This is a genomic window from Microcystis sp. LEGE 00066 (genome assembly GCF_015207925.1).
Lineage (GTDB): Bacteria > Cyanobacteriota > Cyanobacteriia > Cyanobacteriales > Microcystaceae > Microcystis > Microcystis ichthyoblabe_A.
This window is the reverse complement of the sequence record NZ_JADEVX010000002.1, coordinates 56,483-82,100: the sequence shown is the minus strand read 5'-3', so window position 1 is coordinate 82,100 and position 25,618 is coordinate 56,483. Positions and strand designations below refer to the sequence as shown.

Annotated in this window: 25 protein-coding genes, 1 tRNA gene and 2 pseudogenes; 9 read left to right on the top strand and 19 right to left on the bottom strand. The window is 42.5% G+C overall.

The genetic code is table 11. The features are described from left to right. Positions 1-53 precede the first annotated feature (53 nt). The 3 genes from speB to IQ224_RS00745 all read left to right on the top strand — a co-directional run bounded on the left by speB (position 54) and on the right by IQ224_RS00745 (position 2,203). The gene (gene speB, locus IQ224_RS00755; RefSeq protein WP_194032360.1) at positions 54-953 is read left to right on the top strand and encodes an agmatinase; all 900 of its coding nucleotides are present in this window, start codon (positions 54-56) and stop codon (positions 951-953) included. Positions 954-999: 46 nt separating this feature from the next. Then, a tRNA-Val gene (locus IQ224_RS00750) sits at positions 1,000-1,073 on the top strand. Between the two features lie 80 nt (positions 1,074-1,153). Then, on the top strand, positions 1,154-2,203 hold the full coding sequence (locus IQ224_RS00745) for a Rieske 2Fe-2S domain-containing protein (RefSeq protein ID WP_002735996.1): 1,050 nt from the start codon (positions 1,154-1,156) through the stop codon (positions 2,201-2,203). 16 nt (positions 2,204-2,219) lie between these two features. On the opposite strand, the gene IQ224_RS00740 is transcribed toward IQ224_RS00745, so the two are convergent. The 5 genes from IQ224_RS00740 to lysA form a co-directional block, all read right to left on the bottom strand. Continuing rightward, positions 2,220-3,332: a hypothetical protein gene (locus IQ224_RS00740; protein ID WP_194032359.1), complete on the bottom strand. Its 1,113-nt coding sequence runs from the start codon at positions 3,330-3,332 to the stop codon at positions 2,220-2,222. A 130-nt stretch (positions 3,333-3,462) separates the two neighbouring features. Then, positions 3,463-3,777, bottom strand: coding sequence for a DUF1825 family protein (locus IQ224_RS00735; RefSeq protein WP_002738222.1), 315 nt, complete (start codon positions 3,775-3,777; stop codon positions 3,463-3,465). A 240-nt stretch (positions 3,778-4,017) separates the two neighbouring features. After that, positions 4,018-4,767, bottom strand: coding sequence for an isoprenyl transferase (locus tag IQ224_RS00730; RefSeq protein ID WP_194032358.1), 750 nt, complete (start codon positions 4,765-4,767; stop codon positions 4,018-4,020). Further along, positions 4,764-5,684, bottom strand: a complete 921-nt coding sequence (gene cdaA, locus IQ224_RS00725; RefSeq protein WP_036400954.1) for a diadenylate cyclase CdaA — start codon at positions 5,682-5,684, stop codon at positions 4,764-4,766. The genes IQ224_RS00730 and cdaA overlap by 4 nt, the downstream gene beginning before the upstream one ends. Positions 5,685-5,706: 22 nt before the next feature. Then, complete coding sequence (gene lysA / locus IQ224_RS00720) at positions 5,707-7,110, bottom strand: diaminopimelate decarboxylase (RefSeq protein WP_194032357.1); 1,404 nt, start codon at positions 7,108-7,110, stop codon at positions 5,707-5,709. Between the two features lie 583 nt (positions 7,111-7,693). Here lysA and purM point away from each other — a divergent pair. Together purM and IQ224_RS00710 are read left to right on the top strand one after the other, a co-directional pair. After that, positions 7,694-8,719 carry a phosphoribosylformylglycinamidine cyclo-ligase gene (gene purM / locus IQ224_RS00715; protein WP_194032369.1) on the top strand — a complete coding sequence of 342 codons (1,026 nt, stop codon included), beginning with the start codon at positions 7,694-7,696 and terminating at the stop codon, positions 8,717-8,719. A 231-nt stretch (positions 8,720-8,950) separates the two neighbouring features. Beyond that, positions 8,951-9,181, top strand: a pseudogene (locus tag IQ224_RS00710) (transposase); the annotation flags it as partial. A gap of 12 nt (positions 9,182-9,193) precedes the next feature. On the opposite strand, the gene xth reads toward IQ224_RS00710, so the two are convergent. The 8 genes from xth to murQ all read right to left on the bottom strand — a co-directional run bounded on the left by xth (position 9,194) and on the right by murQ (position 15,376). After that, complete coding sequence (gene xth, locus IQ224_RS00705) at positions 9,194-9,982, bottom strand: exodeoxyribonuclease III (protein WP_194032356.1); 789 nt, start codon at positions 9,980-9,982, stop codon at positions 9,194-9,196. A 22-nt stretch (positions 9,983-10,004) separates the two neighbouring features. Further along, a complete protein-coding gene (locus IQ224_RS00700; RefSeq protein ID WP_002744084.1) occupies positions 10,005-10,589 on the bottom strand; it encodes a chromophore lyase CpcT/CpeT in 585 nt (194 codons plus the stop codon). Positions 10,590-10,688: 99 nt separating this feature from the next. Then, entirely contained in the window at positions 10,689-11,147 is a 459-nt protein-coding gene (gene rplI, locus IQ224_RS00695; RefSeq protein WP_002737358.1) for a 50S ribosomal protein L9, read from the bottom strand. Between the two features lie 69 nt (positions 11,148-11,216). Further along, entirely contained in the window at positions 11,217-11,597 is a 381-nt protein-coding gene (locus IQ224_RS00690; protein ID WP_185240450.1) for a hypothetical protein, read from the bottom strand. A gap of 94 nt (positions 11,598-11,691) precedes the next feature. After that, positions 11,692-12,270 carry a triacylglycerol lipase gene (locus tag IQ224_RS00685; RefSeq protein WP_046662998.1) on the bottom strand — a complete coding sequence of 193 codons (579 nt, stop codon included), beginning with the start codon at positions 12,268-12,270 and terminating at the stop codon, positions 11,692-11,694. 109 nt (positions 12,271-12,379) lie between these two features. Further along, the gene (locus IQ224_RS00680; protein WP_194032355.1) at positions 12,380-12,757 is read right to left on the bottom strand and encodes a DUF4164 domain-containing protein; all 378 of its coding nucleotides are present in this window, start codon (positions 12,755-12,757) and stop codon (positions 12,380-12,382) included. A gap of 180 nt (positions 12,758-12,937) precedes the next feature. Next, positions 12,938-14,428: a site-2 protease family protein gene (locus IQ224_RS00675; protein ID WP_194032354.1), complete on the bottom strand. Its 1,491-nt coding sequence runs from the start codon at positions 14,426-14,428 to the stop codon at positions 12,938-12,940. Positions 14,429-14,455: 27 nt separating this feature from the next. Next, positions 14,456-15,376: an N-acetylmuramic acid 6-phosphate etherase gene (gene murQ, locus IQ224_RS00670; RefSeq protein ID WP_194032353.1), complete on the bottom strand. Its 921-nt coding sequence runs from the start codon at positions 15,374-15,376 to the stop codon at positions 14,456-14,458. Positions 15,377-15,571: 195 nt separating this feature from the next. Here murQ and rplU point away from each other — a divergent pair, with 195 nt between their 5' ends. The 3 genes and pseudogenes from rplU to IQ224_RS23705 all read left to right on the top strand — a co-directional run. Beyond that, positions 15,572-15,961: a 50S ribosomal protein L21 gene (gene rplU / locus IQ224_RS00665; protein ID WP_194032352.1), complete on the top strand. Its 390-nt coding sequence runs from the start codon at positions 15,572-15,574 to the stop codon at positions 15,959-15,961. Between the two features lie 34 nt (positions 15,962-15,995). Beyond that, on the top strand, positions 15,996-16,265 hold the full coding sequence (rpmA, locus tag IQ224_RS00660) for a 50S ribosomal protein L27 (RefSeq protein ID WP_002744094.1): 270 nt from the start codon (positions 15,996-15,998) through the stop codon (positions 16,263-16,265). Between the two features lie 101 nt (positions 16,266-16,366). Further along, positions 16,367-16,444: pseudogene (locus tag IQ224_RS23705) on the top strand (PEP-CTERM sorting domain-containing protein); the annotation flags it as partial. 32 nt (positions 16,445-16,476) lie between these two features. On the opposite strand, the gene IQ224_RS00655 reads toward IQ224_RS23705, so the two are convergent. The 3 genes from IQ224_RS00655 to accA all read right to left on the bottom strand — a co-directional run bounded on the left by IQ224_RS00655 (position 16,477) and on the right by accA (position 18,237). After that, complete coding sequence (locus IQ224_RS00655) at positions 16,477-16,830, bottom strand: DUF86 domain-containing protein (protein ID WP_002744095.1); 354 nt, start codon at positions 16,828-16,830, stop codon at positions 16,477-16,479. After that, positions 16,820-17,110 carry a nucleotidyltransferase family protein gene (locus tag IQ224_RS00650; RefSeq protein ID WP_002744096.1) on the bottom strand — a complete coding sequence of 97 codons (291 nt, stop codon included), beginning with the start codon at positions 17,108-17,110 and terminating at the stop codon, positions 16,820-16,822. The genes IQ224_RS00655 and IQ224_RS00650 overlap by 11 nt, the downstream gene beginning before the upstream one ends. Positions 17,111-17,247: 137 nt before the next feature. Continuing rightward, positions 17,248-18,237, bottom strand: a complete 990-nt coding sequence (gene accA, locus IQ224_RS00645) for an acetyl-CoA carboxylase carboxyl transferase subunit alpha (protein WP_002744097.1) — start codon at positions 18,235-18,237, stop codon at positions 17,248-17,250. A 313-nt stretch (positions 18,238-18,550) separates the two neighbouring features. Between accA and IQ224_RS00640 the strand changes: the two genes are divergently transcribed. Beyond that, positions 18,551-19,498, top strand: coding sequence for a fused MFS/spermidine synthase (locus tag IQ224_RS00640; RefSeq protein ID WP_002744099.1), 948 nt, complete (start codon positions 18,551-18,553; stop codon positions 19,496-19,498). 44 nt (positions 19,499-19,542) lie between these two features. Here IQ224_RS00640 and recJ read toward each other — a convergent pair whose 3' ends face one another. From recJ to sbcC, 3 genes are all read right to left on the bottom strand, one after another. Continuing rightward, the gene (gene recJ, locus IQ224_RS00635) at positions 19,543-21,825 is read right to left on the bottom strand and encodes a single-stranded-DNA-specific exonuclease RecJ (protein WP_002744100.1); all 2,283 of its coding nucleotides are present in this window, start codon (positions 21,823-21,825) and stop codon (positions 19,543-19,545) included. 65 nt (positions 21,826-21,890) lie between these two features. Further along, the gene (locus IQ224_RS00630) at positions 21,891-22,145 is read right to left on the bottom strand and encodes a MoaD/ThiS family protein (protein ID WP_002744101.1); all 255 of its coding nucleotides are present in this window, start codon (positions 22,143-22,145) and stop codon (positions 21,891-21,893) included. Positions 22,146-22,164: 19 nt separating this feature from the next. Further along, entirely contained in the window at positions 22,165-25,188 is a 3,024-nt protein-coding gene (gene sbcC / locus IQ224_RS00625; RefSeq protein WP_194032351.1) for an exonuclease subunit SbcC, read from the bottom strand. Between the last annotated feature and the right edge of the window lie 430 nt (positions 25,189-25,618).

Below are 25,618 nucleotides of genomic sequence, written 5' to 3'. Positions count from 1 at the left end.
TAGTCAAAATATTTACAATAGAAGGCTAAACTAAAATTTTCTGTGACTTGCCCATGTTATTGTCTTGCGCCACCGGTAGCGAACAGTTTTTAGGGAGTGAAGCGATCGCCACTTACGCCACAGCTAAGGCCGTGATCCTGCCGATTCCCTACGAGGCCACCACCACCTATCGCAAGGGTTGTGAAACTGGACCGGCGGCGGTGATTACCGCTTCCCAACAATTGGAAGCCTATGACGAGGAACTTAAGAGGGAAACCTGTTTAGAAGTGGGCATCTATACCCATGATGCGATCGCCGATACCCGTCAGCAACCGCAATTGTCCGCCGAGGAGATGTTAGCCGTCACCACAGCTACAGTTTCGCGTTTAATTGCCGATGATAAATTTGTCGTCGCCGTCGGGGGTGAACACGCTATTACTACGGGAGTAGTAATAGCTTATCGACAAGCTTTATCGGAACCTTTTACTGTGGTTCAAATTGATGCCCATGGCGATATGCGTTTTGAGTACGAAGGCTCCCACCATAACCATGCCTGTGTGATGCGTCGGGTGTTAGAAATGGGTTTACCGACCTTACCCGTGGGAATTCGGGCTATTTGTCGAGAAGAAGCCGAATTAATCGCTAAACAGCAGATTCCCGTGGTTTGGGATCGAGATATCGCCAGGGATGCGGATTGGATCGAAAAAGCGATCGCCAAAATTACCACCGAGAAGGTATTTTTAACTATAGATGTGGATGGCATAGATCCGGCTTTAATTCCGGGGGTGGGAACACCTGAACCGGGGGGGTTAAGTTGGCATCAAACCCTAGGCTTTCTCCGTCGTCTTTTCCAAACTCATCAGGTGATTGGCTGCGATGTGATGGAATTGGCCCCGATTAGTGATTCGGTGGTCTCGGAATTTACCACTGCCAAGTTAATTTATAAGTTAATTGGCTATCAATTTATTGACTAGGGGCTTGCCTAATTAGAAGCAATCGTGTTATAATAGCAATCCGTGCGGACGTATAGCTCAGTTGGTTAGAGTACATCGTTGACATCGATGGGGTCACTGGTTCGAATCCAGTTACGTCCATAAATTATCTGCCCTAGTCCCGATCATAACCTTCATCTCTGATGATAGGATGAACGATCGAAGCTCTCCAGAGAAACCCTATGACTAGCTTACTGCGCGACTTTTGGTATGTGGCCACACCGGCAAATAAACTTAAACCCGGTCAGCTAATGGCCAAAAAAATGCTAGGTGAACCGATTGTTGTCGGTAGGAGAGAGGATGGAGAAGTGTTCGCATTGCGGGATATTTGCCCCCATCGTGGCATTCCGCTGCACCATGGTTGGATTGAAGGAGATGGGGTGTACTGTTGCTATCATGGCTGGAAATTTAACACTAGCGATGGCGTTTGTTCTGAGATCCCCTCATTAACGGAACACGATCGCCTTGATATTAGCAGAATTTGTGTCACCAGTTATCCCTGTCGTGAAATACAAGGTCATATTTGGGTGTTTATTCCGGCAGACTCAAAAAGAGAAATTAATCGAGAAAATCTGCCCCCTGTGCCGACTATTGCCGATTTTGGCAAACTTACCCCCAAAATAGCCGAAACTATCACTTTTGACTGCAATATTGACCATGCAGTGGTGGGATTGATGGATCCGGCCCACGGTCCCTACGTTCATACTTCTTGGTGGTGGCGCAGCGGTCCGCGCAAATTTCGGGTCAAGGAAAAACAATACGAACCTGTTCCCCTCGGTTTTCGTCTTGCTCCCTATGATATGCCTGTAAGTGCGAAACCCTATAAAATTTTGGGTAATAAAGTATCGATTGAAATCGTTTTTGAATTGCCCTCGGTGCGTACAGAAATACTACGAGGCGATCGCTATTTGGCCTGTGCTTTTACGGCAATTACTCCCATCGATGAAAATCACTGCGAAGTCCATCAAAGTTTATACTATACGATTCCTTGGTTGGCATTTTTAACCCCTCTTTTGCGCTATTTAACTCTACAATTCCTCAAACAGGATCGCGATGTGGTAATTAAACAACAGGAAGGACTTAGTTATCATCCAGCTTTGATGTTAATTGATGATGCCGATACCCAGGCTAAATGGTATTATCGCCTCAAACAAGAATACGAAAAATCTCAAGCAGAAAAGCGGGATTTTGTCAACCCCATTAAAGCACAAATTTTACGGTGGCGTAGTTAGAATTTGATGATTTTATTTAGGTTCTGCCTAGGGATTTATTGACACTGGTTTCAATTTGATAAATAGACGAAAGGACGCTACCCTGATGATCATTGACTAGATCGTATTTGACTTCTTGTAAATAATTAAAAATGGCATCCCGCAGAATCGGTTTTTCAATGTTTACCGTGTGCTGATAGTCCCATAAATCCCAAACTATCAAACCAATTCCCACGATTGGATCGATTAATTCTGCCCCAAAACTACTCGCTACTGCTCCACCGGTTTTAGTGGCAATTTTCGCCCCCGTTTTTCCCGCTAGGGACAAATAAACTGTGCTGCCCACTTTCATCACTGGGATCAGAGATTTAACTCCCAAAGCAGTGGCACCACCGACTAAAAGTTTAATTGATGTGTTAGAAATATTGCCCTCGGTATCTTGAATTGTTATGGCTATATCGCTAAGATAACGATCCCATTTACCTTGGGGAATTTGATAACTGGCCTGAATATTCTCTAATTCATTGCTTAAATTATTGACATATAAATTAACAGCATCCCTAGTAATTCTCTCTAGACGTAATTGTGCTTCTTGGGGACGAATTACCCGTTTAGTAAACTCGGTTTGAATAGTTTTGGTCAAATTTTCTGCCACCACCTGTTCCGGGGGTAGATTATCTGTATTGACCCAGTGAGCGATCGAGGAGTATAATCCGCTTAAAAAGGCCTTACCCTCAAATTGTTTTTGATTGAAATAGTTAAAATACCAAGGCAAAAAACCCTGATCTACTCGTGTCATCAACTCCTCCACCCATCCCTCAATTTCTCCTAGGGCAAAGCTTTGAGAATTGGCTCTCGCTGTCTGTAAAGCTTGGCTAATTTCTTGATCGATTTTACTGTTAGATTTTTCGGGTATAGTGATGGGAATCTCTAGGTTAGTTTCGGTAGCAACCTTAGTTTTTAACGGTTCATTGCTGGCAGTTCCTAGCCAAATTTTCCCTAAAAGAGGCACGATAACCACTAGAACAACTATAGCCCAAATTAACGGGGTGATCGCCTTAATCAGTTGACTGATTGCCTGAATGCGGTTAGTTTTTTCACTATACTGAGGTGGCTCAATATTTTCTTCTGAATCTGGCCTGGAGTTCATCAGCTAACCTAGTTAAAATTATTAGATCATCGTTCTCGAAAACCCGCAGAAACCCCAATTTTCCGAGCAGTAAACAGCGAGAGAGTATATCGGGCAGAAGACAGCCAATACCCGATAAATATCGGCAATTTTAGCGAATTTCTGCCTTCATCCGCTCAAGGGTTTGCTGCATTTGGTCGAACATCATTTGCGGAGTCATACCAAATTGACCTAATTGGGTTTTTAGCTGTTCTACGGTCATTTGGGCGGAAAAATCCTCAGATAACTCGAAACGCTTCATAAATATCTTGTAGCGTTCCATTAACTCCTCCATCCTATCGATAAAGATTATTTTACCCTCTCGATCGAATTTCCCGTACTCGCTGCCCAGTTGTGTGAGAGACTGGTAATCCTCAAATAGCTGTCTAGCTTCCTGTTGAACCACTTCTGAGTCAAAGAATCCCATAATCTTAAAACTGCTTATCGTCGATAGTTATTCTCCCCCCTATTTTATTTTAGTCGGGGAAAAAGTCTAGCTCTGGCCGATTTACGGATTACCGTATTGGGGAAATCGACAAGATCACAAACGGCCTTCTCGTCGCGGTTTGACCGTTGCTCCAGGGAGTTTAAGATAAAAAGTGAAAAATCAAAAATTGTCCTTTAACTGCCCCACAGTGGCTATTTCGCTAAATTTGGGCTGCAGCCCTTATAATTTGCCAAAACGACGATGACGACCCTGATAATCTTTTAAAGCGCGGTGAAATTGCACTCGATCGAAATCGGGCCAGAGGGTGTCAGTAACGTAGATTTCTGCGTAGGCCATTTGCCAGAGTAAAAAATTACTAATTCGCATTTCCCCACTACTGCGAATTAACAGGTCTGGGTTAGGAATCCCAGCAGTATAAAGATACTGTGCAAAGAGAGATTCATCGATCGCTTCTGGGGAGACTAAACCCTGTTGCACCTGACGAGCGATCGCCTGACAAGCTTGCACGATCTCCTCTCGGCCACCATAATTAGCAGCCACCGTAAATTGAATACCGGAATTTTTGCTAGTTTCTGCTTGAGATTTAGCAATTTCCCGGCTTAAAGACTCTGGCAAGGCTGCTAAATTACCAATAAAGCGAATTTTGACATTTTCCTGCATCATTTCTTCCAATTCCCGCTGCAAAACCCGCTCGAATAGAGTCATTAAAAATTCTACTTCCTCGAGGGGACGACCCCAATTTTCCGTAGAAAAAGCGTAAGCGGTTAAAGCGGGAATCCCCCACTCACCACAACAGCGCAGCAAGTCTTTGAGTGCATCTACTCCCCGTTGATGGCCCATAATCCGTGGCAAACCACGACTTTTCGCCCAACGACCGTTCCCATCCATAATCACTGCGACGTGCTGAGGCAAACGGTTTTTATCTAAATCCGTAGGTAATTCTGGTGACAAGCTCGGTTTAACAGTCATTTTCTATCTTTCGGGGTTGCGCTAGGCGAACGGGAGAATTTTTCTAAGATTAGACGGCCTTTTAAGCCAATTGTACGCCCTAAACGTCCCCAACTCGGTGCGACCACTTCCCCCTCTCCCGACGGAGAAAACTTCGCTTCGAGCAGCTCTTTTAGTTTACTACTGGTTAAAGGCCGATCCAAATTACCTCCGGACGCGAGGGAAATCGAGCCAGTTTCCTCAGAAACCACAATACAGATACAATTATCTATCCTTTCGGTAATACCCATGGCTGCCCGATGACGGGTGCCTAATTGCCTAGAGGTACTGCGCTCCGATAGGGGTAGAATAACACCAGCGGCCACCACTCGATCGCCCCGAATAAATACGGCTCCATCGTGCAGTAAAGTTTTAGTTTGAAAAATAGTTTGAATTAATTCCTTAGATACTTGGCCATTGAGCGTCACCCCCGGATTGACAAACACCTTGGTATCGAGATTGCCACTGGTTTCTAATACCATCAGCGCACCGGTGCGATTTTGAGATAGATCCTTCACCGCGTCCACTAACTCATCAATGACATTATCGGTCTTGGGAGTGGGGGAACTTTTCTGAAATAACTCCCACACTTGACCTTTGCCCAATAATTCTAAAAAACGGCGGAATTCCGACTGAAAAATCACAGCGATCGCCACAGCTGCCCCCAAAATCAATTTTTCTAGGACTAACCCCAGCAAGCGCAATCCTAGAGCATCGCTAATCACCGAGGCCAGCATTAAGTAGATTAGTCCTCGCACCATCCAAAAGGTACGCCGCTCGCCGATAATTAGCAGCAGCATATAGGTAAGGAGGAGAACTAACCCAAAGTCTAGGAATGACAGACCATGGCTGAGAATCCAGGACAATAACCGGCGAGGGTCTAGAAAAAAACCCGACATGGGGGGACAATAGCGATGAGGTTTATATTAAGGAGAGTCGATTGGGTAAGCGGTCTTGACGCAGCAAATCCGCCAGATTTTCCCGTTCAAGGATCAGATTAGCTTCTCCATTTTGGACAATTACCGCCGCTGGACGGGGTAAGCGGTTGTAATTAGAAGCCATACTGTAGTTATAGGCCCCCGTGGCTAAAACCACTAAAATATCCCCCGGGTTGGTTTTCGGTAGCGCAATATCCTTAATTAGAATATCGCCAGATTCACAATGTTTTCCAGCTATTGTCACCAATTCCTGACATTCTTGACTCATTTTGTTAGCGACCACGGCCCGGTAAACCGATTGATAGGTAATCGGTCGGGGATTGTCGGACATTCCGCCATCAACGGCGATATAGGTACGGATTTCGGGTATTTCTTTGCGATTACCCACTGTATAGGCTGTTACGCAAGCGGTGGCAATCAGAGAGCGTCCCGGTTCGGCAATCAGCAGCGGATAAGCGATACCTCTTTCCTGACAAGCTTTGGCCACTGCTAAGGACACCGCTTGCACCCATTCCTCGATACTTGGGGGGTCATCACTTTCAAGGTAGCGAATCCCTAAACCACCCCCGACGTTTAATTGCTCTAGGGGTAAACCCCGTTCTAAACCTAATTTAAACCAATCTGCCAAGACAGCGGCCAGGTCTTGGTGGGGTTGACGTTCAAAAATCTGGGAACCGATATGAGCGTGTAAACCCAGACAATTCAGCACCGGATGAGCTAAAACATAGTCAAATACTGCTTCGATTTGATGGGGGTCAAAACCAAATTTACTGTCTAAGTGACCCGTGCGAATATATTCGTGGGTGTGGCACTCGATACCGGGGGTTAACCGCAATAAAACCGGAATAGGGGTATCAGGACGATTTTCGCCTAATTTAACCAGATTTTCTAACTCTAGCCAGTTATCAACGATAATAATGCAGTTATGCTCGATCGCGTATTCTAATTCGGCGATCGATTTGTTATTACCATGAAAGTATATTGGCACATCGGTTTTATTGATCTGGTCTAAAGCGGTTAACACCGTGTGAATTTCTCCGGCGGACACCACATCAAAACCTAATCCTTCACTAGCGACCACGGCCGATACGGCCAGGCAATTCCACGCTTTCGAGGCATAAATTACCCTAGATTCTCCGGGATAATGTGTCTGGAAACCTTGCAGGTATTGACCACAGGCAGTGCGGAGGGTGACTTCATCGATAATATACAAGGGTGAACCGAAACGTTCCACTAGGGTGGTCACATCGCAACCACCGATTTCTAGACAATCGCGGTTATTAACCTTGGCTGTCAGGGGTAACAGGGTTTGATTCGGGGATAGACAATCTTGATAGGCTAAATATTTTTGTCCGGAATTGCTGATTTTAGGTTCAGTTGATAGCATGATCGGTGTTTTTTGTCAAGAAATCGATAATTTTTGTTACAATCTCCGCGCATCCCCGATTCAGTCAAGGGAATTTTGACCGTCGGTGATCTAGATATAGTCATTTCAATTAAGATTGAGAATATCAATGCCAGAGTTCATAAGGATTCAACCAGTCTAGATTGTATCAGACTTATCTGAAATGACGATAACCAAAATAGTTATCTCTTTCACTTTACGACCAGTTCTAACCTTTCTCTGATCAGTAAAAATCCTTGGGAAATCCTGCTAAGTACCTAAGCAAAATTAATTACAGATATCTAACCCCGCTCTTGCCTCTTGCCTCTTGCCTATCTTCACTAGGAAATTAATTTTGCACGACTACTTACTAAATCTGGTTATTAAAAACTGATTATTTATTCTCCTTTGCCTATTGCCAAATGCCTAAATTGCCAAATGCCTTTCTCTGTAAGAGTTTCATTCCTTATAACCCTGTCCGTTGCATAAGACAAACCGAAGAACCATAATTCATAATTTATAACTCATAATTCCCATAGGACTGAAATCTGGGTAAAATTTGAGAGATACAATCGGTCAATTGGGCATGGATTATAAAGAAGCAGGCGTGGATGTGGAAGCGGGACGCGCTTTCGTCGAGAAAATTCGCCAAAATGTGGAAAGTACCTTCCGTCCCGAAGTTATCGGCGGTTTAGGCGGTTTTGGCGGCTATTTTCAGTTACCTTCTGGTTATCAGCAACCGGTGTTAGTATCGGGAACTGATGGTGTGGGAACCAAGCTGAAAATTGCCCATAGTCTCAATTGCCATGATACGGTGGGAATTGACCTGGTGGCCATGTGCGTCAACGATGTCCTAACCTCCGGGGCCGAACCTTTATTTTTCTTGGATTATCTCGCCACTGGTAAACTGGAAGCGTCACAGTTAGCGGCGGTGGTATCGGGAATCGCTAGTGCCTGTCGTGATAGTGGTTGTACTCTTTTGGGAGGGGAAACGGCGGAGATGCCGGGGTTTTATTCGGCGGGAGAGTACGATTTGGCGGGTTTTTGCGTCGGTATTGTCGAAAAAAGTCAATTACTCGACGGCAGTAAGGTGCAAATCGGCGATGTGGCTATCGGTTTAGGCAGTAGTGGGGTTCACAGTAACGGTTTTAGTCTTGTTCGTAAGATTATCGACACCCAGGGCTTAAATTGGCAAGATTGCCCCGCAATTTTAGCCGGCTCTAGCTTAGGTGAAGTTTTGTTAACTCCCACTAGACTTTATGTTAAACCTGTGCTAGAACTGCTGCGCTCTGGGTTAGATATTCACGCCATGGCCCACATTACCGGGGGGGGCATCCCAGAAAATTTGCCCCGCTGCTTAGGTAAAGGGCATTCTGTGCAGATTTACCGAGAAAGTTGGCCAATTTTGCCAATTTTTCACTGGTTAGCCCAGATGGGTTCGGTTAATGCCGAAGCCATGTTTAATACTTTTAATATGGGTATCGGTTTTGTGATCATTGTCCCATCAGATCTGGCGCAATTGACTATTAATCAACTACAATCCTCTGGGATTAATGCCTACCAAATCGGCGAAGTGATTGCCGGTAAGGGAGAAATTGTTGGGCTTGATTAAAGTTAGTTGAGGCTAAGAAGATTTTGCCATCAATTCCACCAAAAAATCAGGTTGACTGGCTGGGATAGCAGCAGCGTTTCGGCCTATCCCTAACCCAATTTATATTAACGTCAGTTCGGGATAAGGGTGGAAAGAAAAGGCGGGGGCTAGTAAGCTGAAAAATATATAAACTCAGCACCCCCAACCCATCTATGTCTAGTCGAGAAGCTCTTTTCTGTCCTGTCGACGACGGATATTGAGTTTTTTGCTAAACCCAAACGGAACCTGAAAAATCGCTTAATCCGCCTTCATGACCAGCTTTTATCCCGTAAGCGTTCTATTGTCGAGACTATTATTGACCAACTCAAGAACATCTCTGGGATTGAACATTCCCACCACCGCAGTCCTGTTAATTTTTGCGTTAATCTTCCCTGTGGTTTGATTGCTTACTGTCACCAGCCGAAAAAACCCTCCTTGAAGTTAGCTATTTTTGCCTTATATTTCGAGAATAACGGGGGTATGATCGCTAGGTTTTTCTTGTTTTCTGGGCTCTCGATCAATCAGACAATTAACGGCTTTTTCGTATAGCTGAGGAGTTAAATAAAGATGATCGATTCGCCAACCTCGGTTACGAGCAAAACCACCGCTGCGATAATCCCACCAACTATAATGTCCTGCTGCTGAGGTGAATTTTCTAAAGGCATCTTGTAAACCAATTTCTAAGACCTTTTCTAAAGCTTCTCTTTCTTTAGCTGAAGACATAATATGATTTTCTTTGCCTTTGGGATCATAAATATCTTTATCTTCTAAGGCAATATTAAAATCACCGCAGATACATAATTCCTGGGGTTGAGAATTAATAATTTTATCTAGATATTTCCTAAGAGTTTCTAACCATTTAAGCTTATAAATATATTTATCACTATCTAGGGAAGAACCATTAGGAACGTAGAGATTAATAATCCGAATATCGCCGATTACTCCAGTAATTAAACGTTTTTGTTTGTCTAGTTCTCCCGTTAAATTTTCGCCGATAATCGGACTAAATCCCACAGTGATATCGTCCAGGGGTTTCTGGCTAAAAATCGCTACACCATTATAGGCTTTTTGTCCAGAAATATAGAGATGATAACCCAAAGATTCAAAAGCTTCTCTGGGAAAATCTCGATCGATTACCTTGGTTTCTTGCAAGCATAAAACCTCAACGGGATTGAGTTGTAACCAATTAATTACCTGATCTTGTCGGCTGCGAATCGAGTTGACATTCCATGTGGCGATTTTCATAGCTAAAAACCGAGAATTTTTCTCACACTTCCTCAGCAAAACTACTGCGACGCACAAACTCAAAGGGACCGGCGATCGAACCCCAGACTAATTGATCGGTTTCGGTATCTAAACCGCGATCAACGCTAATTAATCCCTGTTCACTAATTTCAAAACTATTATCCAAATAAGTCATTTTATCTTTGCGAAAGACTAAACATTGTTTCCCCGGTTTCACCACCCCTTTAAAACTGTTACCTGTCCAAGTTACATTCATATCACAACCCGGCATCGGTTCTAATAACTCTAAGCTGAGATTTTTGAGACGCTGGGGTTCTCTAGAAGCACCAAAAAAGTTAGCTTCCTCTTTAACTTTAAAGTTTTCTAGTTCAATATGGTCATCGACTACCGATAATTTAAATACTCGTAAACGATAGGGAGTATTGAGCATAAAATCGTAGGCCTGCTCTAAAAATAAACTGGTTCCCTTCAGTAATTCATCGGGTAAAGGACGCATACACACGCGAATATGGGCAAAAAAAGGCGGATTAGCAAAAGCTTGTTCTTGATTACTAAAATCGGCCGCCATCCAGCGTGCTAGGGTTTTTATATCCGTAGAATGAGTCATAATTTTTGAGATGTGAATGGCTATTAGCTATCAGCGATCAGCTAGTTAATTGCTCTGATAATTTTTCACTGATTACTGATAACTATGCCCCGACAATTTTTATTGTGCAATTACTTTAATTTCGATATCGGCACTAACTTCGGGATGGAGTTTGACTTGTACTTTATAGACTCCCAATTGACCGATATCGGGAACGGTAATACCACGGCGATCAATTTCTAATTTAGCATTTTCTAGAATAACCGTAGCCACATCTTGACTGGTGACAGTACCGAAAATTGCCTCGTTTTCACCCACCTGTTTAGGGATGGTGTAGGGACTGAGTTTTTCGATCGCAGTTTTTCTGGTTTCCGCTTCTTGTTTTTCGGCGAGGAGACGTTGACGCTCTTTTTCTTTCCTAAATTCTGCCTGTTTAATCGCGCCTTTGGTGGCTAAAACGGCCACACCTTGGGGAATAAGGTAATTGCGGGCATAACCGGGGGCCACTTCCACCACATCGCCATTTTCACCTAATTTGCTGACTTTTTGATTGAGGATAACCTGCATTCGTTTCGCCATGATCTTGACCTAAAACAATAGTTCCAAAACCCCTATCATACCATGCAATCGTCAAGTCTCGATCACAAGTTAGTTATTGCCGGCGGCGATTATTTGGGTTAATAGGGGACCGATTGCCTGAAAGGCCGAGGGTAAAACCGCTACGGTGGCGGCTGCGATAATAATTGTCGTGGCTAATCTCAGCACTTTCTCGGAGGCTTTTTCGTAGGTGTCAAATTTATAGTCGAGCTTGTCTAATCTTTGGTCTATTTCCTGAAAGCGTTGCCCCATAGTATCAAAACGTTGGTCTATTTCCTCAAAACGTTGATCTATCGCCTCAAAACGTTGGTCTATCGCCTCAAAACGTTGATTTACTGCTGTTTGGAAGCTTTTCAATTCGTTGAGAACATCGGTTAGGGTGGGTTCTTGAGTGGACATGGTGACACCTTGGGGAATTTGATCGCCTAGCACAATTATAACCTTAAGTCAAGCTTTTTTGATAAAAATTAACTTTTTTGTCGATAATATTTTGATCTTGTTCCAGTGTTGGAGACAACCAGTATTTCTATTCTAATAAGGTCTCTTTAATTGTTGTTAAAACTTTGCTATCTTTGACCATCCAAGCATGAAGCAATACGGGAATGGAAATTTCTTTGCCCACCGATAAACGGGAACTATGGGCAGGAAATATCATTAAATCGTAGGGAGTCCAGATAATTGTGGTTTTAATTTTATTTAAAATTTGTTGACAATCTTGATTTAAATCCTCTAGAAATTGACTCCCCGGCTGCATTTGTCTAATCCCATCTAAGGGTAAACTATATGCGGTTAAAGTGCCTCGATTCGGGGCAGAAATATTTAGGTAACGTTGCACTCTTGCCACCCCTCCCAATCTTTGCAGGTAGTAGCGGGTAATTAGTCCTCCCATACTAAACCCAATCAGATCTACTTTCTGCTCTTTAGCAAAGTTTTTCTCGATATAATTCTCCACCTGACTGGCTAAAACTTCTAACTTTTCGTAACCATGATTGGGAATTAGGTTAAAACTATGCACCTGCCAACCATGATAGTTTAAATACTCGCTCATCGGTTTAAAAACAGCCGTAGTGTCCAGAAAACCATGCACCAAAACAACGGGATTCATAGATGAGGTTTTATCCTTAAATTCTGAATCTATTCTAACGGATGATCGGGGTAATGAGGGAAAAATTTTTGGGAAGAGCCTATCTACTAGGTACGGCTGCAGTCAACTTCTAAGGATTAGGGAAAAAACCAAAAAGTTTAGCGGCACCTCCTAAAATAGCGACCACCAATGCTATCAGAATCCCTCGATTGGTGAATTCCTGATAGGCAACCCTTGCAGTTAATCCCTCGATTTTTGTGCTTAGTCGTTCATCCAGAGCTTTGATTTCTCCCTTGAGTTCGGCCTGTCCTATTTCTACTTTAGTTAACCGGTCTTCTATCTTGTCAAATCTCTCGTCAATACGTTTTTCCAGAGAGTCGATTTTCTCATCAATACGTTTTTCCAGAGAGTCGATTTTCTCGTCAAGGCGTTTTTCCAGAGAGTCGATTTTCCCCTCAATTCTTGTCAGGACAGCTTCTGGGGAATAAGTGACAGTTTCGTTAGACATTTTGAGCAACTCCAAAAGTCAAATCTCCAGGGCTAAATGCTGAGGGCTATATCTTACCGAAAAATCAGGGGTCTATAGGCGTACACGGATTCCCATTATAATAAAATTATAAGTCAAGACTTGAGTTTTTGTCAAGCTTTTTTTTGACGGCAATCAATGGCAAGAATTTCGGGGAAGTATTTAGCCACCAATGCCTAAACGTCCCGCTAAACTAGGGCTTAAAGGAATCAGAGTCGCTAACATTAAAAAGAGCAGTAATAAACCCCAACCAGCACGGGTGTCATCGGGTTCGGTCAACTCGTTTAAACTAGGTCTTTCCAACTCTCTTTGTAAAAAAGCGACTAAAATTGTCCAATAGAGAGGAATGGGATTGCTAGAATTAACTAAGGAAATAATGCCCAAAATAACCAAAGTGGCCACAGTGGTACGGCGGGCAATTTTGCGACCATAAATTGCTTGCACAATTCTACCCCCGTCTAATTGACCAGCTGGCAGTAAATTCAGGGCTGTTATTACCAATCCTAACCAACCAATAACAGTTAAAGGATGCACGGAGATAACAGCATTTTGTAACTCGTCGCCCAAAACTATCCGCGCTAAAAAACTCACTAAAATTGAACTTTGGAAAAAGGTACTAGGGATTTGAAAAAGGCTGGCAGAATTAGATAAAGTCAGTCCAACAATTAACAAGATTAAAGAAACCAAACCTCCCAAAGCAGGACCAGCGAAAGCTATATCAAATAGGACACTGCGGTTAGGTAATAAAGATTCAAAACGAGTAATCGCCCCAAAAGAACCAATCTGCCAAGTGGGAAGAAAATAGGGTAAACTGAGACGAACATTATGGCGTTTAGCGATAATTAGATGACCGATTTCGTGGGCAATTAATACCGACCATAAACCCAAACTCAGGGGAATTGCTTCTCGATATCTCTGCCAATTACTAAACAAATCAAAACCCAATAAAATTCCCGCCGCTTCTAAGCTGGTGACAATAGTAGCCACTAACAAAACTAAAGCGAGATTTTTTTGAGCAAGAGTTGCAGGACTAGGATCATTAGTTTTGGGAAGGATAATTACCACCGGTTTTTCCTCGGTTCCTTCCACCAAAAATAAACGATATTTATCGCCAAAATGATTACTTAATTTCTGGGTTAAGCGCGAGTGAACTAGATCCGGTTCTCCCCGTAAATTGCCTTTAAAAATTGCCCCTTCCTGAAAAGAGATAGTCTCGGTGGCAAAAAAAGTATCTATCCCAAAAATACTCTGAATAACTTTTAAATCCTCTTCGGAAATTGGCATCACATCCGGCACAATTGCTGTCACCGCTGCCGGGGTTTCTAGGGGAGTAACGGACTGGCTAACTGCTGGGTTAACTTTTGGTTCAATTATCTGATTGGTTTTCAGTAAGCGTAAACGCTTGCCTAAATAAATATAGATAATGGTGGAAGCAACCAGTAAAAAGAGAATTACCGCTAGATTGAGTTCAATTCCCGCCGCAAATAGCCCGAAAAAAATTAACCAAGGAGCGATTAGTGCCAAGGATTGTAACCAAGGTAAAATTCCCAGTTGACCGTAGGGTTTAGACCGATAAAAGCTCCACGTCAAGATACCAGCAGCGACGAGGAAAATAACAGCAATCGCAGCAATTTCCGAAGAAATATTAACCATAGGAAAGTCAAAATCAATAGGTTTTTATCAATCAATTTGATTATAAGCTTGCAGAGCGGCCCGTAATTGACCCCGATGCTTTTGTAACAATTCTTGTCCTGCGGCCGCCGAAAGTCCCGTTTTCTGCATTAACAAAGCCAGTTTAACCCGGCGGCCACTTTTTTCCAGTAAAATTGCCGCTTCCTCGCGACTAACATCGGTAAGGTGGCAGATAATTCGCAGGGCGCGGTCATGGAGTTTATGATTAGTAACAGCCACATCGACCATCTGGTTGCCGTAAACCTTGCCTAACATTACCATTGTCCCTGTGGAAAGGATATTTAAAGCCATTTTCGTCACCGTTCCCGCTTTCAGACGGGTGGAGCCGGCCAGAAGTTCTGGTCCGGTCAATAAGCGGATATCCACATCCACCGCAATCTCCACCTGTTCGGCGGGGACACAACTAATAGCAATCGTCGTCGCACCCCGCTGTTTTGCCGCCTGTAAAGCCCCGTGAACGTAGGGAGTAGTACCCCCGGCGGTAATCCCCACTACCACGTCTAATTCGTGAATTTCTCGCTGGGCAATAATCGCCGCTCCATCTTCCGCTTTATCCTCCAAATCTTCGGAACTACGCACCAGCGCCGCCGCTCCACCGGCAATAATTCCCTGTACCAATTCCGGGGGAGTGCAGAAGGTGGGGGGACATTCGGCCGCGTCCAAAACCCCCAGCCGGCCACTGGTTCCTGCTCCAATGTAAAAGAGTCTGCCACCTTTAGCCAGAGCTTGACCGGTCAGGGAGATTGCCAGGGCCAATTCTTGCCGGGCCATGGCGATCGCTTTTAGGGTTTGGGCATCCTCCTGATTGAAGAGATCCACCAATTCGAGCGGGTTTAATTGGTCTAAATTTAGGCTGTTTGGGTTAATTTGTTCGGTTAACAGGTGTCCTCTGCTTTCCCACTGTTCCATAACGGTTTAATTGAGCTTTTCGTAAGATTATTTTTAGTATATAGCGAATCGGTGGGCTAAAAGCTTGACAATTGCCCCCCGAATATTAGATGATAGTAAATTGTGTCAATTCCTGCTCGGATCAGGTGAAGACATTACCACAAAAGCTGGAATTTTTTTCAGCTACCTGTACGGCAAAACGAGCGCAGAAAATTCATGAGTTACGCAATTATTGAGACCGGTGGCAAACAGATTCGGGTGGAACCCGGTCGCTATTACGATATCGAACTTCTTCCCGTCGATGAACAAAGTACCCATACCATCGACAAAGTGCTATTAATCCATGATGAGGATGATATTAGCATCGGTCAGCCCTTTATCGAAGGGGCCAGCGTCGAAGGGACTGTCATGCAACATCGTCGGGGCAAAAAAGTTATTGTCTATAAAATGCGCCCGAAAAAGAAAACCCGTAAAAAACGCGGTCATCGTCAAGAAATTACCCGTTTTATGATTGATTCAATCAATTATAACGGTAAAACCCTAGTCGCCACTGCTGCCACCTCCGTCGCTGAAGTTGTGGAAGATAGTAGCGAGAAAGAAGAATAACTTTTAGAATCAAAAAAGCATTTGGAGAGAAATTATGGCTCATAAGAAAGGTACGGGTAGTACCCGCAACGGACGCGATTCTCGTTCCCAACGCCTAGGCGTTAAGCGCTACGGTGGTCAAGTGGTAAAAGCGGGAAATATTCTCATCCGTCAACGGGGTACTAAAGTTCACCCGGGTAAAAATGTTGGTCGTGGTGGCGATGATACTTTATTCGCTTTAATTGATGGTGTGGTCAAATTTGAATACAAGGATAAAAGTCGCCGTCAAGTTAGCGTTTATCCCGCTGAAGTTAGCGCCAGTTAATCGACTCTCTTGACATCATGGTGTCAATTGCGCCCCGACATTACTACATATTAGTTGTTCTGTGGGGGCGTAGGACTCAAGCACTCCTCACCCCCGCTACTCTTAGTGCAGCTTCAATCCTCAAGGGCAAACTAAAACCCTCCCAATCCAGCGAAAAAGAAACCACAAAAGTAGGCTAAATTGCCCAATAAATATGACAAATGCCCCGCAACTATTCCGGGTCTGTTTCCCTTGCTAATACTTCTTGTAGTTGTGGTACTAAGGTCGGCAAATCTTCTCGAATTGTTGCCCAAATTCTACTTAAATTAACTTGAAAATATTCGTGAGTTGCCACATTTCTCATTCCTGCCATTAAACGCCAAGGAATAAGAGGATAGCGAGACTGAATTTCCTTCGGTACATTTCTAGTTGCTTCTCCGATAATAATAAAATCATAGAGAACCGCTTTGATATTTGTTTGATTCTTGGCAAATTCCTCAAACGTCATTGCCTTTGTTCGCTGTTCAATTTCACTGATAGATTCTAAAATGTCTTGAAGGCGAAGTCGCCAATCTCTAGAAGGCATTGATCAGATCCTCAAGCACAGGTTCTCGTAAATGTTCTCTTAAGGCATCCTGAGTTCCTAAATCCACAGAGCATCCCAGAATATCTTCTAAATAATACTGTACTTGCAGAAGTTGAAAAAAACCACCTTGTCGATCGAATTCTACTAACAAATCTACATCACTATCGGCATCAGCTTTATCCCTGGCCACTGAACCAAATAAAGACAAAGATTTCACCCCTAGTTTTTGTAACTGTTCTCGGTGTGCCTCTAGAATTGCCAGCACCTCGTCCTGTTTCATTTGGTTTGTCCTTGAACCTGCCATTAATATTATAGCTTTGTCGGTGCAACCCTTAAACTGAAGCTGAAATCTTCCAAATCTACAAAACAAACTAATCACTGAAAACTCACATCTGATAACTGCTCACTGCTCACTGATTAAGCTGTAGCCTCTAAAAATACGCCTAAATTGCGGAATTTTTGATAACGAGATTCGCGCCGTTGTTGGGGAGTTAACAAAGATAAAGCCTCTAAATTTTCACTAATAGCGGCTTTTAAATTGGCTGCCGCTTTTATCGGATCAGCATGGGCCCCTCTGGAGGGTTCAGGAACGATCTGATCGATAATATTTAACTCTTTTAAATCTTTTGAGGTAATTTTGAGGGCAACTGCTGCTTTATCGGATTTTTTGGCATCTTTCCAGAGAATGGCGGCACAAGCTTCGGGAGTCGCCACGGTATAGACAGAATGCTCTAACATTAATAGGCGATCGCCGACCCCAATGCCCAAAGCACCGCCGGAACCACCTTCGCCAATAACAGTACAAATGATCGGCACATCTAAACGGAACATCTCCCGAAGATTATAGGCGATCGCTTCTCCTTGACCTAATTTTTCCGCTTCCACCCCCGCCCAGGCGCCGGGGGTGTCAATAAAGGTTAAAATTGGCTGATTAAACTGATGGGCGTGTTCCATTAAACGCATGGCTTTACGATAACCACCGGGGGCAGCCATGCCGAAATTTCTAGCCACATTATCCTTAGTATCCCGGCCTTTTTGATGCCCGATAATCACCACGGGACGACCGTTAAAACGGGCAACACCACCCACAAGAGCGGGATCGTCGTAACCACCGCGATCCCCGTGTAACTCGAACCATTCATCGGTGATGGCTTGAATATAATCTAGGGTGCTGGGGCGCCGGGGATGACGGGCTAATTGTAGCCGTTGGGAAGGGGTGAGATTGCTAAAAATTTCACGACGTAATTGATTAGCTCGTTCGTCTAGTTGACTAATTTGTTCCGAGACATCTACGCTATTTTCTTGGGCTAATTCTTTAATCTGTTCGATGCGGGATTCTAATTCGTAGAGGGGTTTTTCAAAATCTAGGAGAAAAATCTTTTTCTCGGTAGTCTCGTTTTTGGTCATAGGTTAGTGGCTAGAAGTTTACTGTTCGCTAAGTAGGTAGGCGTTAAAAATTATCAAATACCCCCCTTATCAACGGGGGATCAAGGGGGGATCGGCACCCCCCTTATCAAGGGGGGCAGGGGGGATCAGAGGCAAAATCTATCTTCAATTTAATTATAACTACTTCCTTAATCTTTTCTAGCTTAACGTTTTTCAGCGATCGATTATCGGCAGCTTCAGGATGACTGGGAGATAATTTCAGGTTATCGATCAAATTTTGTCAATTGTTGTATAATGATAGATCGTGCCTTTTTCACCACAAGGAGGATTAGTTATGGCAGGAAGTGAACTAAAAGCGGATCTATGGGTTAACGAATATATTACCCCCTGGGACATTTATAGTCATGGGGTTTCGCGGATTTTAGCCTACAAAAAAACCGCTTTTCAGGAGATGTATATTGTTGAGTCGGGGGCCTATGGAAAAGCCTTGGTACTGGATGGGAAATGGCAATCTTGTACGGGGGATGAATTTATTTATCATGAAGCATTAGTGCAACCGGCAATGATTGCCCACCAAGAAGCAAAAACTGCTTTAATTCTGGGAGGTGGTGAAGGTGCGACAACGCGGGAGTTATTGCGTTGGAAAACAATCGAAAAAGTGATGATGATCGATATCGATGGGGATGTGGTGGCAGCCTGTAAGGAACATCTTCCCGAAATGCACCAAGGCACTTTTGATGATCCTCGTTTTGAGTTAGTTGTGGCCGATGCTTTAGAAGTTTTAGACACTACTAACGATCAATGGGATATTATTATTTCTGATCTGGTTGATCCCATCGGAGAGGGTCCTTCTTTCCCCCTATTCACGAAAGAATACTTTGAAAAACTACAAAGAGTTTTGGCCGAAAATGGCATTGTTGTTGTCCAATCTGGCCCGGTTTCTCCTCCTTCGGTGATGTATCATGCGCGTTTGGTGAATACTTTAAAAGCAGTTTTTCCCTACGTTCATTCCTATTGCGCTCCCACTCCTAGTTATGGTTCTCCTTGGGGTTTTACTCTCTGTGCTAATCATCCTTTAAATACTCGTCCCGATCCCGATGTGGTGGATGAATTAATCACCGATACAACTACGGGAGGATTACGTTTAATTGATGGTATTACTTTACTAGGAATGTTACAAACTCCTCTCTATATTCGTCAAGCAATCGCACAAAATACGGAAATTTATACCCTAGCAAAACCCCCGAAATTCTTCGGTCAAGGAGTTATCAGTAATCAGTAATCATCAGTTATCAGTTATCAGTTATCAGTAAATAAGAGTTATAATTAGAAATCGATCGAGTCTTCATGATTAAGAATTGTTTGCAGAATTTCTAGGGGAACAGTAGCAAAGTATTGCTGGAGAAAGTTTTCTAAGGCCACCGCTTCCAGAAATTGCTCAATCTTATTAATTTTTGCCTCATGATTGACTAATTCAAAGGATAAATTTTCTTGATTTTCCTTGACTTTAAAGCCATTTTCTGCTAGGGAAACTAATCCTAATTCTAGGGTATGATAGCTGAGGTTTAAGCGGTTTTGTAATTGTTGACGGGAAATACTGGTTTTAGTTCTAGCTAAATATTTCCCAATCCCCACAAGGTTTATCCATCTGGTGTGAGCGGATTTTTTTAAAGGACTAGCATAGGCAAGAACTAACTTTTTATCGCGTAAAATTGCCTGTTGATATTCCCTAGAAAGTTTTGTCCAATCCCGGGGACATTCCCGGAGAAAAAGGGGATTTAATTGGTTAACTTCTTGATTAATTTCTCGATTGCGATTGTCGATTAAAAAATCTTTTTTATTGCCATAGCTTAATGATTCTTGTTGATAAAGTTGCAGAGCAATTAAGCGCACTTCATAGCGATTTTTGGAGGTATTAAAATCCAATTCTACTACGGCATCATAACGGGTATCGACAGCAATTTCATCTTTGTGATGACCCCACCACATACCGGGGAATCCCTGCTCAATTGAACTATCCCATATCTCAAAAGTTGTCCGGGGATAAGCTATTTTTTTGCCTTTTAAATCCTCAAGATTGTTATGCCAAAGATTTTGAAAATAACAATTTTGAATTAATAGCTTTGGTGTCGGATTACCCATCCCGCAGGGTTCCAGTAATTTTAATTCTCGAAATAGACTTTTTCCCAATTGGGAAACCGTCACCACCGCATCTACTTCTATCTGGGAAGAAAGGGAAGTTAAATCAATTCCTGTGCGTCGCAACTGTTGATTAATTCCCTCAATAAATAGGGGTAAATTTTCTATAGTTAAACTTAAACCCGCGGCCAAAGGATGACCACCAAAACGATGTAAAAGATGGGATTGAGAGGATACTAATTGATAAAGATCGATCTCACGAATTGACCGAGCGGAACCCTGAGCAAAAGGTGGTTCACTGGTACTTAATAAAATTGTTGGTCGCTGGTATTCTTGGGCAATTTGTCCCGCAACTAATCCTAAAATTCCCGCTGGCCATTGGGGATCATCTAAAATAATTACATTAGTGGTAGAAAGATCAATTCTCTCTAGTTTTTTCTGAACTTGTTTAATAATATCCCGTTGGATTTCTTGCCGACGAATGTTGGCTAATTCCGCTTGTTCAGCTAATTCGTGACAACGTTTTTCATCTTCACTGGTGAGTAATTCCACACAAAATCTAGCATCGCCATAAATGCGACTGACGGCATTAATTCGCGGTCCAATACCGAAGGATATATCCATCGGTCTATCTCCGGTTTTGTTACATAAATCGAGTAATTTTTTAACTCCTAAACGCTGAGTATTTTGCAGTTTTTGCATACCTTTTTGAGCTAAATAACGACATTCTCCCGTCAATTTGACTAAATCAGCAATTAAACCAATCGCAACTAAATCAAGTAAATTTTCTAGGGGTTTTCTGGGAATATCTGCTAGGGTTAAATACATCGCTTCCACTAATTTATAAGCAACAGCAACCCCAGAAAGATGATAGAAAGGATGGGTTTCCACAAAGTAGCGGGGATTAATCAGGGCAATCACCTCGGGGCGCTCGTCGGGTAGGGTATGATGATCGGTGATGATAATATCGATGCCTAAACCGTTTGCATAGTCAATTTCAGCGATATTCGTGCTTCCCGTGTCACAGGTGACGATTAAACGGGTTCCTTGATGCGCTAGTTTCTCGATACCTGGACAATTGAGGCCGTGGGATTCTTTTTGGCGATCGGGTATGTAATAATCTAACTGTTGATAGGGTGGAAAAAACTGCCCTAATCCTTCCCAGAGGACACTGGTAGCGGTGACACCATCGGCATCGAAATCACCCCAAATAGTCACTTTTTCGCCTTTATTTAGGGCTTTTTCCAGTCTTTTGACGGCAAAGTTCATTTCTTGCCCAAAATCAAAGGGAGTTTTTGACTGATAAGCTTTCTCATCCAGAAACGTCCGCAGAGTCGCCCGATCCCAGACACCGCGATGCCATAATATTTGTGCCACGACGCTGCCATCCGACTCTGGGGTGTAGTCTTGGACTATTTTTAAAAACTCTTGGGGAAGAGTTACCGATGGGGGAATTTGCCAGTTAGACACGGGATATCAAGGAAAAAGTAAAAAGGGAAAAAGGTGGCAGTTTTTGTGATTTTCCCTATCTCCATTTAGCCACCACTAACGGGGGGAATTAGAACTATCTCATCGCCATTTTCGAGGACTTTCTCTCCCGAAACAAACTGAAGATTAACTCCAAAACGAGTAACATTGCGCCATCTTTCTAATTGAGGATAGGGGGCTATAATATAGTTTAACACTTCTGTAAGGGAAGTTTGGGCAGGAAATTCGAGGTTTAATTGTGAAGTTTGATAGACTTCTTGATAAATAGCAAATAGTTTTACTGTTACCGTAATTTTTTCCATATTTATATCAATATTTTTCCTAGGATAATAACATCAATTGGGAACCCTGTTCGGTTTTGCGGACTTCGATGCGATGTTGAAAAGCTTCTTTAAATTGGGGCATATGAGTTACAGTCAAAATACAGGCAAAATCGGCGGATATAGCGTTAATTGCCGCAATTAAGCGATCGCATCCTTCCGCATCCTGAGTTCCGAATCCTTCGTCAACAATGAGCATTTGTAGAGCTGTTCCGGCTCTTTGTGCCAATAATCTCGCTAAAGCTAATCGAATCGAGAAATTAATCCGAAAAGCTTCCCCTCCTGAATAGGTTTCGTAGGGACGGGATCCCCGGGTATCACCAATAATAATGTCTAAAGTATCGATTAACTTTTCTCGCTGTTTCTTCGTACCTTTACCGCTTTTTTGGGTTAAAAACTGCACATGAAATTGATTACCGGTTAAGCGAGCTAAGATATGATTAGTTTGTGCTTCTAACTCTGGTAAAACATTCTCAATCATCAGAGTTTGTAAACCATTTTTGCCGAAAGCTAGGGCTAACTCTTTATGAACTCTATATTGTTTTTTAACTTTAGCTAAATCGCTCTCTTTTTCTGTCAGTTGTTTACCTAAAGTTTCCAGTTGATATAACTTCTCCTCAACCCGACCTTTTTGGGAGAGCAATCCATCAATTATCTGTCTCCGCTGTTGAATATTAGTCGATAATGCGGCTATTTCTTGGCGATAGTCGGTCAAAGTACCAATCTTTTGAATAATATTTGCTAACTCCTGATTCAGCTTCTGGCGATCCTCATTTCGCAGCTGTAATCTTTGCTCAATGTCAGCGATTTTAGCGGCTATTTCTGGATAAATTTTTTCCGCTTGTTGCCAGTCTTGATACTGTAATCTTACCCCCTGTAATTGTCGAATCAGATTTTGAATATTCTGATGTTCACTGCGATCATAATTTAAGTTTTGAATAAGCTTTTCTAAGCGTTTAATTTCCTGTTTAATTGGAGAATTTTGACCTAGTTCTTGCTTCTCCTGTTCTAGTCTAGCTAATTGATTAATTAAATTAGGTTTCTCGGCCTTGATATTAGCTAAACGACGGTTTGCTTGCTTAAGTTCTGATTCTTGAATTTCTGCCCAACGCCATCTTTTTTCTTCTCCTCTGACTAAAGCATGACTTTGTTCATCATAGTTTAATAAGGCGATTTCTTGATTGACAATTTGCAATTCTTGCTGTAATTCTAGGGCATAATTGCCACTGCTTAAAAGTGCTTCTAACTCCACAAGTATCTCCTCGTTTTTCTCTAGTTCTATTTCCTTTTCTTCAATAGTTTCTAACTTGACTTCTAACTGCACATATTTTTGTTGTAGATTCGATCTTACTGGCAATTCTTGTTTAATTTGGGCTAATTCCTCGCGTAAACGTTTTAAATCTCGATCGCAGTCTGCCATCTGTTCCTGTAGGGACCAGATTTGCTCTTGAATTTGTTCTTGATGTTGATGGGTTTTCCTGATTACCTGATGACGGTGATGACTGTCTAAATTCTGTTCACACAAAGGACAAACCGAATCGGGAATATTTAATTTTTCCAACTTATCAGTTAACTCTAAAAGTTGTTCTTCATATCTTTTCTGTTGCTCCAATAAACTTTTTTTATCCACTTGTTTAACCGTTTCTTTTTCTTCCACTCGTTCACAATAGGTTTGTTTTTTATCTAATTCCTTAATTCGCTTGGCTAAATTGAGAGCTTCCTCTCTTAGTAGAGGAATACGAGCGATTTCTGTCTCTAATTGTTGCCGATTTCTTTGCAGTTGTTCCCGACGAGCATTAATCCTGGCTTTTTCCCGTTCCAACTGCATATTTAGATCAGCTTTTCGGCTATTTAAAGGAGCATATTTTAAAGCTAATCTATCCAATTCCTGAAGACGTTGACGATGATAATTTAACTTCTCTAATGCTGCTTGAATATCCCCCGCTTGCTCGATAATTTTTTGAGTTTCTTGTTCCTGTCTTCGCAATTCTTCTAAACGAGCGCTCGTTTGTTGGATGGGAAGGGTAAATTCGTTAATTTTTTGCTGTAATTTCTGTTCTAATTGTTGTTTATCATACTGGGCCTGTTGCCAAGCTTGCAATTGACTTGACAAACTGGCCTCTTTCTGGTCTAAATTGATTAGGCGCTCGTGTGCAGTAATAATGTCATTTTTGCGATGAAGAATGGTCCTTATTTGATTTAATTGATTGTCTAGACTAACTTTTTCCCGGTCTAATCTCTCGATTTCTGCTAATAAAACTCGCTCCTGTTCTCGTTGCCACTGCAGCTGTTTTTCCCAATTCTGACGCTGATTTTCTTCCCCTTGCAGTTGCTGTAAACGCCAATTATTTACCTCTTGTTCTTGATTAATTTGGTTAATTTGGGTGCTTAACTCTTGCAGGTGTTCCTGATAAGAATTTTTCTCCTGAAGACGGAGTTTGATAGTTTCTACTTGCTGCTCGATCTGGAGGGATTGTCCATCAAATTGTTTCGATATATCCTTGGCTTTATTAGCTAAAATTTCATAGCGATCGAGTTGTAATAATTCTGCTAAAATCTGTTTACGACCACTGGGAGGCTGTTTCATAAACTCGTCCGCTTGTCCCTGTCGTAAATAAGCAGAATTAATGAAAGTTTTATGGTCTATTTTTAGATAAGTATTAATCTGTGCTTGGGTATCTTTAATACTTTTACCCGATAAAGGACGAAAACTTTGATCATTAATCACCTGAAAATCTAAACCAGAAGCTTTCCCCCCCCGGTGACGACTACGGATAATTTTATAGATTTCTCCCCCATAACTAAACTCGAAATCTACCCGCGCATAATCGCTGCCCGCATGAATCACATCATCACCAATCGAGACGCGACTTTCCCCCCAAATTGCCCAAGTAATTGCTTCCAGTAAAGAGGATTTTCCCGCACCATTGGCACCACAAATACAAGCAGTATGTAATCCGCGAAAATCTAGCACTGCCTCGCGATAACTGAGAAAATTTTTTAGGGTTAATTGTAGGGGAATCATAAGCTGGGAGAAATTATCAATTATGAATTATGAATTATGAAGTAGGGAGAGAGGGAGAAAGCAGTATAGGTTAGAAATTCATCAGAGGATAAAAAACTGGGGAAAAGATAGCTTCAGCGCAATACATCTGGGTGAATCTATTCGGTATCAATAACTCCCTCCTGCAATAACCTCTAATTAAAGCTTAACTGAAATCAAGCCGGGGACAAATGCGCTTTTTTTTGTTTCCCAGAATTTTCCTCACCATCATTACAACCTAGGCACTGTTCACAGATAACCGCTCAGGGTCCCTCGATTTGCTACTCTAAAGGAAAGAGGCTCTTCGTTACTTGGTATGGTTCGATAGGGGGGCATAAATTGACTAAATCCTTATCTGGCAAGAGACTTAATTGATGAGTTCGCTTTAGGTTAAAAACAATTGACAAAAATC